This window comes from Chryseobacterium proteolyticum (assembly GCF_046591535.1).
Taxonomy (GTDB): Bacteria; Bacteroidota; Bacteroidia; order Flavobacteriales; family Weeksellaceae; genus Chryseobacterium; species Chryseobacterium proteolyticum.
Genome location: NZ_JBJLWK010000006.1, coordinates 226204 through 240441, shown reverse-complemented (window position 1 = coordinate 240441; position 14238 = coordinate 226204). Strand labels below are relative to the sequence as shown.

Genomic DNA, 14238 nt, shown 5'->3' with positions numbered 1-14238 from the left:
TCCCGGGAAATTAATTGTCTTACTAAACCAAATTTTAACCTAAAAACAACTTTTTTACATGATGTTTAAAAAACAACTGATAATCATTTTTTTTCTTTCTTTTTTCATTTCCTACGCGCAGAATGAATTTACTACGCTCTGGAAACCAAATGCAAATGGCATTATTGATCATTCAATAAAGTTTGGCGGCACAGGAACCGATTATACCATTTATTGGGAAGAAGTAGGATATCCTCAGCATAACGGAATCATGAATTCTGTCACTTCTAACAGTAACAATCCTATAACCATAAATTTCGGACCTTCATTACATACAGATCCTTTGCAGGCTACCTACGAAGTGAAAGTATCCGGCGGTAACGGATTATTTTATGGGTTCAGGGCCAATACCGGCATTATGCCTCCTGAGGGAAATCAGGAGCTCATAGAAGTAAGTCAGTGGGGAAATACTACATGGCTTCAACAATTCGAAAGTGCATTCGCCAACTGTCCCAGTCTTAATGTAACGGCAGCAGATACTCCTGACCTTACACATATAAACAATTTGTCACAAATGTTTCTAAACTGTTCATCTTTGACAGGGCACACTTCATTTTCTTATTGGAATCCATACAATATTACGGATATGAGCGGTATGTTCAGCGGAGCTACTCTGTTTAATCAGAATATTGGAAACTGGGATACAGCAAAAGTAACCAATTTTAGTGGCATGTTTTCTTCTGCTTCTTCTTTCAATCAAGATATTTCTTCCTGGAATACAATGTCCGGAACTGACTTCTCTTCTATGTTTTCGGATGCTACTTCTTTTAATCAGCCATTAAATTCATGGAATACGGAAAATGCTACTAATTTCCGTTATACATTCTATAATGCGAAAGCATTTAATCAGCCTCTTAATAACTGGAATACAGGTAAAGTAAAAGATTTTGAGCATATGTTTGAAAATGCAGTATCATTCAATCAGCCCATTGGAAATTGGGATGTAAGTAAGGTTGATTATATTGCCGGATTTAATATGTTTTCGGGTGCTTCCCATTTTGACCAGGATATTTCTTCGTGGAATATCAAGCTTCAAAACTTCAGCTGGAATGCAATCTATTTCGGATTTAAAAATGCCGGCTTATCATGTACAAATTACAGCAAGTTTCTTATTGCTCTGAATAATAATCCTACATGGGCGAACTCAACAATAACATCCGGAACTATAGATGCAACAGGACTTGTTTATTCTACACCGCAGGCTATGCTGGCCAGAGCTCAGCTGATCAATAAAGGCTTTAATATTATCGGAGATTCCTATATTGCCGGTTGTTTTCTATCAACAAGAGAAGTTTCACCAAAAACTAAAACCTCCGCTTATCCTAATCCAACAACAGGAGTGATTAATGTGGAATCCTCATCAGACGAAAATGTTCATTTATATGATATCAACGGTAATCTTATTAAAAATATAATCTTTAGAAAGGGGAAAAACACGATCGATCTTACTGAATATCCGTCGGGAGACTATTTCTTAAAAGGTGATACGATTCTAAATAAGATAATCAAACAATAGTAGGTTAGTTAACAATTAGAGTCAGCTCCAAAGTCATTGTACTTTGGAGCATTTTAAATATTATATTTGTGTAAGTTAGAAGAATTACTATAATGACGATCAGGAAACCTTCGAAGTTGATTTAAATCTGTAAGATGTGGATGAGCAATGAGCGTGACCCGCGCGCCAGCGAAAGCAGCTAAAGAGACTACCAGAAAAGTGTTCAAAATAATTATAGAAAATCTATCACAATTCTCTTCATTCCATCGTTTTTTGAGATTTACATTTCATTTTTAATATTCTGATCACCCCACAAATAAATTCTTAATTTCCAAATGATGGAATTCTATTTTATTCTTTTGGGTTATGTACATCAAGAAATAAAACCAATGATTTAAAACTTCAATTCTGTATTTTCCCATTACAATGATAGCAGAAGTGCTATTTGAATATTTTAGAAAAGAAATTCATTAAACTGAAAGAGTGCTTTGGTTTAATTAATCTTCTATTTGTCTCTTTTTCAGTAAGTATATTTTCAATTTTTTTTTGGGTCATTTTTTTTATAATAATCTATTTGTTTCTCTAAAAATTGGTTATACCAATCTAAAAAAGATAATTTTTCATTTTTTATATTTGTTAGCGGCATCATTCCATTACATGATACTCGATAATCACCCCAAACATTCCCATATTCTTCTCCATTAACAATCAATATTTCAAAATCTCCACATCCGCAATCAGAAATCAATATAACTCCATTTAACAAAGAATCATATTCAAAATGGTTTAGTTCATCATCTTCTTTTTTTTCTGTAAATGGAAATTCTTTTTGTAAATCATTTTCTAAAATACGGTGACGTAAATCATTATATTGATTTAAAGGAAGAAGTCCTTCATTAGGCCCAAAACCAAAACAACCTACATTTGTTACAAAATCAATATATTCTTCTGGCAGCTTAATTTTATGGTTGATTTCGAAAAGTTCTATTTCTTTTAAAGTTAAACATCTTCCAATTTTGAAATTACCTTTAGGGTTTAGTTCAATTAATTTTTGAAGATTTTGTTTAACTTTTTCTAATTTTGATTTCATGAAGAGTTTGCGTTTAATATTTCTGCTAATGTTTTGGGCTTTGCGTTAGGGAAGAAATCGAAGCAAAAAGCCTACGTTATTATTAAAGTAATTGATTCAGCTTTCGGAAATATTAGTAAATCTGCCCAAATAACAACTGTTTATGTTTCTTTGTGGATGATATACCGATTCTTGATCCTGTTAATAATTCTGTAATGAGTTCAGCTTAATTCAGTACGCAGCGAGTTCCAAATTCAGAATATGAAGAAAAAGTTTGCACATTATTAACGCTTATCTCATTAAATCGTTTTTTGAGATTATAATTGATCTATTAAGTTTTGAATTTGTTCTTTGTTTTCCGGAACTTTAAAAAATTCATAAACTTTGTTACCAAATTCAGTGTCATTATACCCCCATTCTTCGGCTATATTTTTAATTTCAGTTGGCAAAAAATTAAATGCAACGACTAAACTATCTTTGGGTAAATTAATATTAGTTGAATCGTAGACAGCATCATGAAATCTATCTAAGTTTTCTAGTGTCAAATTCTCCATCATTTTATCTTTTTTGAGATTACCTTATTATTTTTTGTAGCTCTTTAAGCAATAATTGTTTTTCTGCTTCAGTCAGGTCATTCCTACTTCCATCCAAAGCATATTCAATATGATGAACATCTTTTTTACACCATTTTATCATTCTGTTAATTCCTGTTTTAGTAATTACTCCTTCGTTATTTTCAAATTTTGGAGGTAGTGAAAGATGCACCAATTTGGTGTAATTTTTCAATGCAAGCACCAATTTGCTATTATTTAAGCTTTGTTGCAATCCATATTTTATAAAATGAGTTTGGTCAGAGCTAACAGCTTTAATTTGTATCCCATCAAACTCTGTCTGATCGTACTCATCAAATACCCACCATAAATATTCCTTACCATCAACAGAAACTTTGCTCTTATTTTTCTTACTTATTGCCATCTCTTTTTATTTTATATTCTAACTTCTTGGATAAGTTTTGCATCTTTTTTTGAGATTAGTTATTTCGCTAATCCATAAAGGTATTGGTTATTCCTGTTGAAATGTGCTCGATAAAAACTTTCTTACTAATTATATCGGAATTAATAATTGCTAATACAAAACGATCTATCTCTTCAATTAGGTTGACTACAAAGTTAATATTAAAAAACGCTAGAGGTTTGCCTTGTAAAAATTGATATTCTACACCATTATAATCTACATTAGTACTGGCTTTTGTGTGGTACCCCTCGAAGTGAATTGTGTTTCTAGTGTAAATCAATAATGTTGCAAAGTCTTGATACTTTGAATCAATATTTAAATGTGTAGTTAATTTTTTAAGAGTTTCGAGTAGTGAGTATTCTTCTTTTCCTTGATCTTTTGCTATAATTCTCGCAAAGCTTTCAAATCTTAAATATATACGGTGAAATAGATTCTCTCTAATGTTATTAGCAATGATGCTTAATTTATTATTTAAAAAATTATTCATTTCTTCTTCAGTTCGAAAATTTAGTGTTTGGATAACTGGGATGTTTGGATAATTTTCAACTAATAAATCAACTAGAAGCACTGCGGTTTCAATTTCAGAGATCATACAATTATAGAAATGAGTTCTACAGTCGTTCTCAACATACATATTGTGATTGATTGATTTAAATGAAATCATTGTTTTCCGACATAAGGATTTATAAATTTCAAGTAACTCTGGTGTAGTTGTTGAGTAATGTTTCAATTCCATTTATTTGAGCAATATTAGTTTTTGAAAAGTAAGGTTATTTATCGTTTTGTGAGACTTTTTTATATATTTTAAAATTTATATTATGGAAATATTTATTATTGTTTTTAAACTACAATCCCAAATTTGTAGGATTAAATGGCCACTTTTTACTTTGATCATTCCATGAATTAATATTATTAAGCATCCTCATGTAAGATTGCGGTTGAGAAGCTTCCATCACAGTCTTCCAAGATGGTGAAAGGAATTGAGCCATATTTGGTTTTTGAACTGTTCCCAAAGATTCCCAAGTTTTGAAAAGATTGTTCTGAGAACCGTATATTTCCTCACCTAATCTTTTGCTTGTTTGCCAAGAAGACTCCCTATCTCTTACACTTTGATACTGCCATTCGTCATTATTTGAAATGATTTTTTGTTCTTCTTCGACCATCTCTTTTGTTACTTCAATCTTGACTATTTCAAAAGCTTTTGTTAATTTATTAGTTAAAAATATTGAATTTTCTGAGTTAACTCTATCTTTGAACTCTTGTGCCAACCAGTCATTTAAATGTGGCTCCTGTTTGAATATATATCCATAATCAGAATCTCTTGTTATAATAATTACAGATTTTCCCGAGGTCTTAGCACACTGTATTATCCACTCCCAATTAATAGCATCACCGATTGAGTTATCGCTATCTTTTCTTGGGGGATATCCTAAATCAAATCGTTTTCTGGCAGCTTCAGCTATAACAGTATTTGCTATATTATCGCGGTTAAGATTAAATTCTGATTTATGAACAAATATCTCTTCAAGTTTTTTATAAACTTGGTCATGCTCCAAAGGATTTGTCAAAATTGCTGCAAATTTGTCCTCCAGCTTTGATTGGTAATCGTTTAATTTTTTTTTTTGTCTCATTAAAATCCTTAACTTCTTCTTCAACTGTTAAGATATGTGGCAAGCTCAATGAAAAATTTCTAGTTTTAATTAGTTCAGTATAAGTTTGTCCAAAAACAATTTGTCTGTTTTTTTTAAACTCCATTTCTATTTGAGTTGTAATAATTATAGAGTCTTTGTGTTTCAGTATTTCATCTAATAATTTTATTGAAACATCAGAATTTCTAATCCTATAAAAATCTAGAAAAACATTTGTATCTATAAATATAAGGGAGTTAATAAAATCAGAAACTTTTTCCACTTCATTTTCTACACTTTCTGTCTGAGTTGATTTGTCATCTATTTTTTGAGGTACATCCTCATTATTATTTTTTTTCATTTACATTATGGTTATTTTTTATCAATTTTTTTTTTGAGATTGCTTATATAAATTAAAATATTATTCAATTATCTCTGGGAATTTCGTAAACATCATAGAATCCCACTTTTCTCTTACCTGATTTATTAGTAATAAAAATTTCTTTTGCTTTTTTATTTTTGATTTCTTCCATGTTTGATATAAAAGGATCAAAAACATATGATCTCATATAACCTAAATTAAATTCTTTATCATGCACATTTACTTTTACTTCAGTATTTGCTCCAAAAAACATTATATGCTCTTCTTTATTAATATTTAAAAATCCTTTATCAAAACTTTCATCAAGAACAGCCCTTAGTGGTGGTAGTGGCAATTCAACAAAAGTATTTTCCGCCTTCGCTATTATAGATTCAAGTGTGTGATAGTTATTTTCGTTAATGTCGTTTCTACTTATGTCCTTAAATCTTATCATGTGCAAAGTTTCAACTTTGCATAACTTTTCAAGATAGTTAATATAGAACTTTAAATCTTCTGGGATTTTATTTGCGATGAGTTTTTTTGTAAACACAGATTTTCCGTTTACCAAAAATGAAAAGCGAACTCCTTCAATAATTTTAGCAAAAGCTTTATAATATTCCAAAAGTACTCTTGGATTTTTAATAACTTCAACTATTTCAGATTCATAATTTATATTAGCTCCCTTAGCTCTTGGCATAAATGCAATAGACCCTTTGGCTACATCTGTTTCAAAGGACAATACAACTTTCTCTTCTATTATATCTTTATATACTTTTACATTAAAATCTATTACAGACATGCCATCTTCAAAAATAATATCAATTTTACCTTCATACGAAGGAAGTTTCATAATGTATAAAAATTCCATGTTTGATAAATCTTGAAGTTTGAAATTATCTACATGCATGACAAAATCAGATAATTCAGTTTTAGGAATTCTGAAACTTTTTTCTGTGGTATTCCCTTCCATAAAACTTTTTAATTTACTAATAAAGTCTTTGTTATTTTTAGTTGTAAAATGTATTTTCTGTTTTAAGACACCATCAACTTTTTCTATTTTTTCAATAAAAAAATTCGAGGCCGTATTGGTGCCTACTGTTACATTATATCCTAGCTTTTTAGTAAATTTGTATGTACTATCAGTTGAAACTTTATTACTTTTTAGGTCTAAAAGTATATTCTCATTTATATGTTCAAAAATTAAAGGAAATAATTCTTCTCCAGTTCCCTCAATAAAATTTATACCGTAGCTACTTAGCTTATTTTTTTTTAGGTTGTGTTAACGAAGGAGCAATAAAAAATACCTCTTTTTTATTGTCACCAAGTTGTTTTAAAATATCAGTAAAAATAAAATCGATATTGGCATCTTCTAAAGAGTAACCTATAAATAGGATACAGTTTGATGCCATTTTATCTTTTACCGCATTCCAAAAAATGGAATTTTGACTATTAGGGTTAAAGAAATTCGTATAATCTGTTTTTCTAATGATTATTGAATTACTGTCAGCTAAGTGTCCATGAATTTTATATATATGTGTTTTTTTAGGATCAGCTAAACTAATATGACTATTATTATATAAGACTTCACCATTTTCCTTGTAAGCACCTTCAAAAAGTCCGTCGTAATTTGTTGTTATAATTGTCTTAAAATGAGGAATTGATGAAATTATATCGTGGACAAAAGTAGACACTGGCAGCTTTGTATAATTATCTTTCAATATTTTTATAACTTGATTATTGCTTTGATATAAGTGAAAAATATCATCAGTCAAATCTGCTAATGAACGTGTCGGTTCAATATATTCTCTTGCACTAGCTGATAAACTATTGTAAAAAATACTTTGAAGTTGAGCTCCCATAGGATATCCGGCATATTTTGATAAACCTGCTCCAGCAAAAAGAATCACATCTTCTCTGCTAATTAATTCCAATAACCTCTCTAAATTTGGTGTTTTCTGCATTAGTAGTTATTTTGCACTAAATATTATATTATTGATTATTTGATCTTACTATACTAACTTTTAACTATTTTATAAAAAGTTGCTTTACTTCCAATATTAAAAGCTTTCATAATTTCCTCAATTGGAACATTCTTACTTTCATAAGAGCTCTTTACTAAAGGAGCAATCTTTTTATATTTTTCAGTCATACCCTTTGGTCTTCCTCCGTTTTTACCTCTTGCTCTCGCAGACTGCAATCCAGCATTTTTTCTTTCAATCAAAACATTTCTTTCGTGTTTAGCTAAAACACAGAAAATCTGGAAAATTAATTTTCCACTTGCTGAACTTGTATCAATGTTTTCCGAAATAGATTTAAAATGGATTCCTTTTTCGTTCAGTTCTGTCACAAACTGAATTAGCCCAACTGTAGTCCTCCCGATCCTGTCTAATCTCCACACGGTTAATGTATCCCCTTTTCGTACGAAATTTAATAAATCGTTAAGTTGCGCCTTTTCTGATTTAACACCACTAACCTTGTCAATAAAAATTTTTTCAATTCCTAAACTCTTTAAAGCATCAGTTTGTAAATCAAGATTCTGTCAAACTTGCTTACTCTTGCATAACCAATTAACATAAGTTCACTTTACTCATTTATCTCAAATATACTGTAATTTGTTTTCGTGTACAACGAAAATGAACTAAAAACAGAACAAAATAGATATGCTAGCGAGATATTAACAGATGTACAGGAAACCGACCATATTTCCAAAAATGTTACGGTTTAAAGGCATCAAGAAACCTATTCAAATATTGAGAATAATTTGCAGAAAAACTTAAAATACAGCAATTTCCAAAAACAAAAAATCCTGCAAATCTAAGATTTGCAGGATTTACCTATTTTTTAATGCCATTTGAAAACTTTCGTTTTCGCATCTTGCGGAGAGTGAGGGATTCGAACCCCCGGACCTGTTACAGTCAACAGTTTTCAAGACTGCCGCAATCGACCACTCTGCCAACTCTCCCTGAACTCCGGCTATGCCTTCGTTTTCAGTGGTGCAAATATAGAACGTTTTTTAATTCTGACAAAATAATTCCCGGATAAATTTTAACAAAATAAAATAATCAGCTAGAAATCAACCGGATTAATTTTCTGGGATTGTCTTTCTGTGTTTATTGATCAACAAACAGAATAAAAAATAAACGCACCAATTCATGATGCGTTTATGGTATAATGTATTGACTCAGTTATTAATGCAGTTCAGCTAGATACTTTTCAGCATCCATGGCTGCCATACATCCGCTTCCCGCAGCTGTAATGGCCTGTCTGTAGATATGATCCTGAACATCTCCTGCTGCAAAAACACCAGGAAGGTTGGTTCTTGTTGATCCTTTCTCCGTTTGAATATACCCGTTTTCATCCAGATCAATTTGTCCGGCAAAAATATCTGTATTAGGTTTGTGACCGATGGCAATAAAGATCCCGTGCACATCCACGGTAGATTTTTCCTGAGTCTGGTTATTGATCACCACAGCTCTTTCTACCAGGTTATTCTCCCCTTCGATCCCGATTAATTCATGATGAAACTTCACTTCAATATTCGGTGTATTCTGAACTCTGTGAACCATTGCTTTTGAAGCTCTGAACTCATCCTTTCTTACCAACATGGTTACTTTATTCACCAATTTTGCCAGATAAGTAGCTTCCTCAGCAGCTGTATCACCCGCTCCTACTACCACTACGTCTTTTCCTCTGTAGAAAAATCCATCACAGGTTGCACAGGCAGATACTCCTCCTCCATTATATTTTTTCTCATCATCCAGCCCCAGATATTTTGCAGTAGCTCCTGTAGAGATAATTACTGTTCTTGCCAGGATTTCTTTGTTTCCCGCATACAATTTATGAACACCACCCACTTCCTTAGAAAATTCAGCCTTTGTGATCATTTCATAATGAACTTTGGTGTCAAATCTTTCTGCCTGTTTCTGCAAATCCATCATCATTTCAGGACCTGTAATACCTGCAGGATATCCGGGAAAGTTATCAACCTCCGTTGTTGTTGTTAATTGTCCGCCCGGTTCCAAACCTGTGAACAATTCAGGTTTAAGATCTGCTCTTGCTGCATAAATTGCCGCTGTGAACCCAGATGGCCCTGATCCAACTATTACACAATCTAAAATGTTTTGCTCCATAATTTACTTTTCAAAAAGATTAAAATTAAAGTTCGCTAATTTCGTAATTTTTAATGTTTTATTAAAGGAATTTTAATGATACTTGTCAATAATCAATATGTCGATTGTCGATGGATGTGGTATGGATTATGAGACGCTGGTTTCGGGTTCATCAGAGTTTCAAAATTGCTTAATCGCGAAATCGCTTTATATGTCAACATAAGCAATCTCCGACTTCTCAACGCTCTATAAAAATCTTACCCCCGTAACTCTCAACTCTCAACCAACCTACACCTTCATCTTAAACTTATCCACATTAATAATCTTATATACCAGTTCCTTGATCAATTCTGCTTCGCTCATATTCACGGCACCAAGCCCCTTTCCTTTCATATCGAATTCCCTTAAAATAGAAATGACCCTTGTGGCATGTTTCAGAGGATATAGCCTGGCTGTCTCCGCATAATCTTTGATAAAATACGGGTTAATTCCCATCTGAGAGGCGATAACCTGTGGTGGCTGCCCTGCCATCGTCTGGTAAATAATTACATTTGAAAAGTAATTGTACAAACTGGCCAGCATCATCACAAAAGGATTATTCTTGGGATTCTTTCCCATAAAATGGGCAATTTTAAATGCTGCATTGGAATTCTTTGTTCCTAAAGCCTTCTGAAGTTCAAAAACATTGAATTCTTTACTGATCCCGATGTGGTTTTCAACGATCGTTCCGTCCAGAACTTCTCCTTCCTTTAGAATGATCTTTAATTTTCCAAGCTCATTGGCGATCCGTGAAAGATCATTTCCAAGATATTCCGCTAAAAGATGGGAAATATTAGGTGCTGTCTTAATGTTCAGTTTGATGCATTCATCAGCAATCCATTTAGGAAGATTATTCTCCCGGATCGATTCGCTCAGGAAAAGAGCCTTTGCCTTGTCCAATGCTTTTGTTACTTTTTTCCGGCTGTCCAGCTTTTTATGCTTGTGGGCAAAAACAAGAACGGTGGAAGGTACAGGGTTTTCAACATAAGCTTCCAGGATTCTGCTTTCCTCTTCATTCAGCCTGAGATCCTGCGCTTCTTTTACAATGATCACCTGCTTGTCCCCCATCATAGGAAATTGTCTTGCCAGCGAAAGAACTTCCTGATAGGTAGTATCTTTCCCATAGCTCACGGTCTGGTTGAAAGCTTTTTCATCCTCTTCCAGAAAGTCGTGTTCAAGAGCCTTTACGGCAACATCAATAAAATAAGGTTCATCTCCGTGGAAAAAATAAATCGGTAAAACTTCTTTATTTTTAATATTTTTGAGGATTAAATCTAATTCTTTCATCTTTTAATGGAACTTCCAAAACTGAATTTTCAGGAAACTTTTGATTTTAAATTCAAGAAAGACAAAGATAAGTTTTTTATTTATGACTTGGTTCGTAAAACTTACCTTTTGCTTACCCCTGAAGAATGGGTAAGACAACATTGGATACATTATTATCTTACTGTAAAATCCTACTCCGTATCTGCTTTGGTTACGGAAAAAAAGATCGTTTTAAACGGTCTCACAAAAAGAGTTGACCTGCTGATCACAGAAAAAGCCAAGCCTATTGTTTTGGTGGAATGCAAAGCTCCCCATATTAAACTGACGGAAAAAACTTTTGAACAAACGGCAAGATATAATTCGATCATCGGAGCTAAAGAAATTGTCCTTACCAACGGCCTTCAGCATATCAATGCTTATTTTGAGAATGAGCAGTATCAGTTTTATAAAGCGGATCATTAAAATTCCATTTGCCATTCAACACATCAGCAATCGATTGTATATGAATCTTCCCGTTAACTAATAGTTCACAATTTTTAAACACAGTCTATAGTTCATAAGAGTATAAATCTCCCTACATTTAAGCTACAAAAATTGTAAATCATTAAATAACAAAGCACTTAAGAGATTCAGTTGAATGTAAAATTCAGATGATAAAGCTATTGTGCGGTTAGTAAATATTGAGCGTATTACTATGAACATCAGGAATATTATATTCGATTTCGGGGGCGTTTTAATGGATTGGAACCCAAGATATTTTTTCAGAGACTATTTCAATGACGATGATAAAATGGAATATTTCCTTACCCACATCGCACAGTCGGAATGGAATGAGGAACAGGACCGGGGAAGAAGCCTTATGGAAGGAACCAACATTCAGGTTCAGAAATTTCCGGATTGGGAAAGAGAGCTTAGAGCCTATTATGACAACTGGCACGTTATGCTGAAAAGTGATATCCCGCAGAATGTGGAGGTTTTAAGAAAACTCAGCAAAACCAATTATCATCTTTACGGACTCACCAACTGGTCTGAAGAAACATTTCCTTATGCTCTTGAAAATTATGATTTCTTTCAGCTTTTTGATGGAAAAATTGTGGTTTCAGGAACCGAAAAACTGATAAAACCGGATCCCAAAATATGGCATCTCCTACTGGAACGTTACGATATCCATGCTCATGAATCTGTTTTTATAGATGACAATCCAAAGAATATTGAAATGGCAGAATCTTTAGGTTTTCATACCATACAGGTATATCCTACAACAGATCTGGAAAAAGAACTGATCGGTTTGGGATTGAAATTCTAATAAATAACGGCTTAACAATGTTTTAATGGTTCTTCTAATAAGTTATTTTTATTAACTTAGATGAGGATTTTGATACATTTTTGTTACTTTATTGAGGAGAAATCCCCTCTCTTTACATGCAGTTTCAAGATCGTATCTCATCCATATTCCTTCAGCTATTAAAGAATAATTAGTGTAATTAAAATAACAAAATATGATACGTTCCATCTTATTAACCACCCTTTTTATGACATCGGGAGCATTATTCAGTCAAAACTTAAAACCCGTTTCTTATCAGGACGGCTCACAGAAGCTCAATGGCCTTGTAACATCCAATGCCGGAAAAAAGCTTCCGGGAGTACTGATTTTACCCGCCTGGAAAGGAATTGATGACGAAGCCAAAACAGCTGCTGTAGAGCTTGAAAAACAAGGTTATATTGCGTTTATTGCTGATATTTATGGTGAAGGGAATATTCCTGCCGACAATGACGCAGCCGGAAAAGCAGCGGGACATTACAAACAAAATTATACGGAATACCAAAAACGGATTTCATTGGCGTTAGAACAGCTTAAAAAGAGCGGTGCATCCACTGGGAAAGTAGCTGTGATCGGCTATTGTTTTGGTGGAACCGGAGCTTTGGAAGTTGCCAGGGCCAATATGCCTGTAGCCGGTGTTGTATCGATTCATGGAAGCATTGGTAAAGATCAGACAAGAAAGAACGGTCCGATCTCAACGAAAATGCTGATTGAAAATCCGGCAGACGATAAAGGAGTTACCCAACAGGATTATGATAACCTGGTGAAAGAAATGAACGACGGGGCTGCTGACTGGCAGATCATCACCTATGCTCATTCAAAGCATACGTTTACTGATCCGAAATCTCCTGATTACAATGAAGTGATGGCTAAAAGAGCATGGAACCATACCCTGATGTTTTTGAAAGAAATTCTGAAATAGCTTTTATCCGGACAATGTATTGATCTGGCGATACAACAACGTTATATTGCGAGATCAATATACTGTCCGGTTTCTTATTAGTGGCTACTCTTCCCTGTTCACCAGTTCAATGGAAAAGGCGGGAAGACAGATCGCAATGTATTCACAGGGCTCAGTAAAAGGATTACTGTAACGTACTCTGGCTCCCTTTTCCACAAGAATGCTTTGCCCCTTTTCAAGGATGACCGTTTCACCGTCAATTTCAAACTGCTTTTTTCCGGAAACAATAATGGTAAATTCATCAAACTGAGGAGTCTGGTGAGGTTCGCTCCAACCGGGAGGTGCTACCATATGAGCAATTGATATATCTGAATTATTCGTAGAATTTCCCCAATGTTCCTCAATAAGTTTCCCATCTGTAGTGGGAACGATAAAAGGTGATTTCTGAATTTTATATTTTTTCATTTCAGCCAGCTTTCTTTTTTAATTTCGTACACAAAGTTGGTCCGGGTAGGTTCTGCAAAATAAGCAACCTCTTCTTCTCCTGTTTTTACACCTCCCAATCGTTCCATAGCAATCTGGGAGCGGAGATTTTCTTTTCCTACATGGAAATGAACTTTATCCACGAACTGAAAAATGTAATCAAGCATCAGCTTTTTCACTTTAGGATTGATGCCTTTTCCCCAGGATTTTGTTCCATAAAACGTATACCCGATAAAGATGCTGCTGTCATCTTCGTCGTAATTATAATAACGGGTGCTTCCCAATACGTCTCCCGATGCTTTATCAATAATTTTAAAAGCTCCTTTACTTTCCATCGCTCCCTGAAAAAAGCTTTCAAAAACGTCTCTCTTGTAACGGTCTTTGTTCGGGTGTTGTTCCCAGACCTTAGGATCTGAAGCTACCTCGTATACAGATTCAAAATCCCCTTGTACCAAGGGGATTAATTGAAGTTCATCATTTTCTAAAATAGGTTGAACAGAGAAATTCATACGT

At 33.5% G+C, this 14238-nt stretch carries 14 protein-coding genes, 1 tRNA gene and 2 pseudogenes; 4 read left to right on the top strand and 13 right to left on the bottom strand.

The features are described 5' to 3' along the window. Nucleotides 1–58: 58 nt before the first annotated feature. A complete protein-coding gene (locus tag ACJ5H0_RS20665; protein WP_411251860.1) occupies nucleotides 59–1555 on the top strand; it encodes a BspA family leucine-rich repeat surface protein in 1497 nt (498 codons plus the stop codon). A 514-nt stretch (nucleotides 1556–2069) separates the two neighbouring features. On the opposite strand, the gene ACJ5H0_RS20660 is transcribed toward ACJ5H0_RS20665, so the two are convergent. The 11 genes and pseudogenes from ACJ5H0_RS20660 to holA form a co-directional block, all read right to left on the bottom strand. Continuing rightward, nucleotides 2070–2624, bottom strand: a complete 555-nt coding sequence (locus ACJ5H0_RS20660; protein WP_411251859.1) for an SMI1/KNR4 family protein — start codon at nucleotides 2622–2624, stop codon at nucleotides 2070–2072. 296 nt (nucleotides 2625–2920) lie between these two features. Beyond that, nucleotides 2921–3160 (bottom strand): hypothetical protein, encoded by a 240-nt coding sequence (locus tag ACJ5H0_RS20655; protein ID WP_411251858.1) that lies wholly within the window; start codon nucleotides 3158–3160, stop codon nucleotides 2921–2923. 16 nt (nucleotides 3161–3176) lie between these two features. Next, entirely contained in the window at nucleotides 3177–3578 is a 402-nt protein-coding gene (locus tag ACJ5H0_RS20650) for a hypothetical protein (RefSeq protein WP_411251857.1), read from the bottom strand. A 67-nt stretch (nucleotides 3579–3645) separates the two neighbouring features. Further along, nucleotides 3646–4209, bottom strand: coding sequence for a hypothetical protein (locus tag ACJ5H0_RS20645; RefSeq protein ID WP_411251856.1), 564 nt, complete (start codon nucleotides 4207–4209; stop codon nucleotides 3646–3648). Nucleotides 4210–4465: 256 nt separating this feature from the next. Next, nucleotides 4466–5485, bottom strand: a pseudogene (locus ACJ5H0_RS20640) (hypothetical protein); the annotation flags it as partial. A gap of 185 nt (nucleotides 5486–5670) precedes the next feature. Then, entirely contained in the window at nucleotides 5671–6576 is a 906-nt protein-coding gene (locus tag ACJ5H0_RS20635; protein WP_411251855.1) for a hypothetical protein, read from the bottom strand. Nucleotides 6577–6865: 289 nt separating this feature from the next. Next, complete coding sequence (locus ACJ5H0_RS20630) at nucleotides 6866–7567, bottom strand: SIR2 family protein (protein WP_411251854.1); 702 nt, start codon at nucleotides 7565–7567, stop codon at nucleotides 6866–6868. A gap of 53 nt (nucleotides 7568–7620) precedes the next feature. Continuing rightward, nucleotides 7621–8133 (bottom strand): annotated as a pseudogene (locus tag ACJ5H0_RS20625) (recombinase family protein); the annotation flags it as partial. A gap of 350 nt (nucleotides 8134–8483) precedes the next feature. Continuing rightward, a tRNA-Ser gene (locus tag ACJ5H0_RS20620) sits at nucleotides 8484–8568 on the bottom strand. A 226-nt stretch (nucleotides 8569–8794) separates the two neighbouring features. Beyond that, nucleotides 8795–9736 (bottom strand): thioredoxin-disulfide reductase, encoded by a 942-nt coding sequence (trxB, locus tag ACJ5H0_RS20615; protein WP_172277927.1) that lies wholly within the window; start codon nucleotides 9734–9736, stop codon nucleotides 8795–8797. Nucleotides 9737–10003: 267 nt separating this feature from the next. Beyond that, nucleotides 10004–11041, bottom strand: a complete 1038-nt coding sequence (holA, locus tag ACJ5H0_RS20610) for a DNA polymerase III subunit delta (protein WP_411251853.1) — start codon at nucleotides 11039–11041, stop codon at nucleotides 10004–10006. Nucleotides 11042–11047: 6 nt separating this feature from the next. Here holA and ACJ5H0_RS20605 point away from each other — a divergent pair, with 6 nt between their 5' ends. From ACJ5H0_RS20605 to ACJ5H0_RS20595, 3 genes are all read left to right on the top strand, one after another. After that, nucleotides 11048–11482: a type I restriction enzyme HsdR N-terminal domain-containing protein gene (locus ACJ5H0_RS20605; protein WP_172277923.1), complete on the top strand. Its 435-nt coding sequence runs from the start codon at nucleotides 11048–11050 to the stop codon at nucleotides 11480–11482. A gap of 202 nt (nucleotides 11483–11684) precedes the next feature. After that, entirely contained in the window at nucleotides 11685–12326 is a 642-nt protein-coding gene (locus ACJ5H0_RS20600) for an HAD family hydrolase (RefSeq protein WP_411251852.1), read from the top strand. A 193-nt stretch (nucleotides 12327–12519) separates the two neighbouring features. Beyond that, nucleotides 12520–13263, top strand: coding sequence for a dienelactone hydrolase family protein (locus ACJ5H0_RS20595; RefSeq protein ID WP_411251851.1), 744 nt, complete (start codon nucleotides 12520–12522; stop codon nucleotides 13261–13263). An 84-nt stretch (nucleotides 13264–13347) separates the two neighbouring features. Here the strand turns inward: ACJ5H0_RS20595 and ACJ5H0_RS20590 are convergent, their stop codons facing one another. Further along, nucleotides 13348–13707 (bottom strand): cupin domain-containing protein, encoded by a 360-nt coding sequence (locus tag ACJ5H0_RS20590; RefSeq protein ID WP_172277919.1) that lies wholly within the window; start codon nucleotides 13705–13707, stop codon nucleotides 13348–13350. Next, entirely contained in the window at nucleotides 13704–14234 is a 531-nt protein-coding gene (locus ACJ5H0_RS20585) for a GNAT family N-acetyltransferase (RefSeq protein WP_172277917.1), read from the bottom strand. Before ACJ5H0_RS20585 ends, ACJ5H0_RS20590 begins: the two co-directional genes overlap by 4 nt. Nucleotides 14235–14238 lie beyond the last annotated feature (4 nt).

Excerpts from the sequence above, each read along its gene's own strand:
- ACJ5H0_RS20605 (WP_172277923.1), top strand. The coding sequence starts at position 11,048 with ATGGAACTTCCAAAACTGAATTTTCAGGAAACTTTTGATTTTAAATTC.
- ACJ5H0_RS20585 (WP_172277917.1), bottom strand. The coding sequence starts at position 14,234 with ATGAATTTCTCTGTTCAACCTATTTTAGAAAATGATGAACTTCAATTA.
- ACJ5H0_RS20645 (WP_411251856.1), bottom strand. The coding sequence starts at position 4,209 with ATGATCTCTGAAATTGAAACCGCAGTGCTTCTAGTTGATTTATTAGTT.
- ACJ5H0_RS20635 (WP_411251855.1), bottom strand. The coding sequence starts at position 6,576 with ATGGAAGGGAATACCACAGAAAAAAGTTTCAGAATTCCTAAAACTGAA.
- ACJ5H0_RS20595 (WP_411251851.1), top strand. The coding sequence starts at position 12,520 with ATGATACGTTCCATCTTATTAACCACCCTTTTTATGACATCGGGAGCA.
- ACJ5H0_RS20650 (WP_411251857.1), bottom strand. The coding sequence starts at position 3,578 with ATGGCAATAAGTAAGAAAAATAAGAGCAAAGTTTCTGTTGATGGTAAG.
- ACJ5H0_RS20590 (WP_172277919.1), bottom strand. The coding sequence starts at position 13,707 with ATGAAAAAATATAAAATTCAGAAATCACCTTTTATCGTTCCCACTACA.
- trxB (WP_172277927.1), bottom strand. The coding sequence starts at position 9,736 with ATGGAGCAAAACATTTTAGATTGTGTAATAGTTGGATCAGGGCCATCT.
- ACJ5H0_RS20660 (WP_411251859.1), bottom strand. The coding sequence starts at position 2,624 with ATGAAATCAAAATTAGAAAAAGTTAAACAAAATCTTCAAAAATTAATT.
- ACJ5H0_RS20665 (WP_411251860.1), top strand. The coding sequence starts at position 59 with ATGATGTTTAAAAAACAACTGATAATCATTTTTTTTCTTTCTTTTTTC.
- ACJ5H0_RS20655 (WP_411251858.1), bottom strand. The coding sequence starts at position 3,160 with ATGATGGAGAATTTGACACTAGAAAACTTAGATAGATTTCATGATGCT.
- ACJ5H0_RS20630 (WP_411251854.1), bottom strand. The coding sequence starts at position 7,567 with ATGCAGAAAACACCAAATTTAGAGAGGTTATTGGAATTAATTAGCAGA.
- holA (WP_411251853.1), bottom strand. The coding sequence starts at position 11,041 with ATGAAAGAATTAGATTTAATCCTCAAAAATATTAAAAATAAAGAAGTT.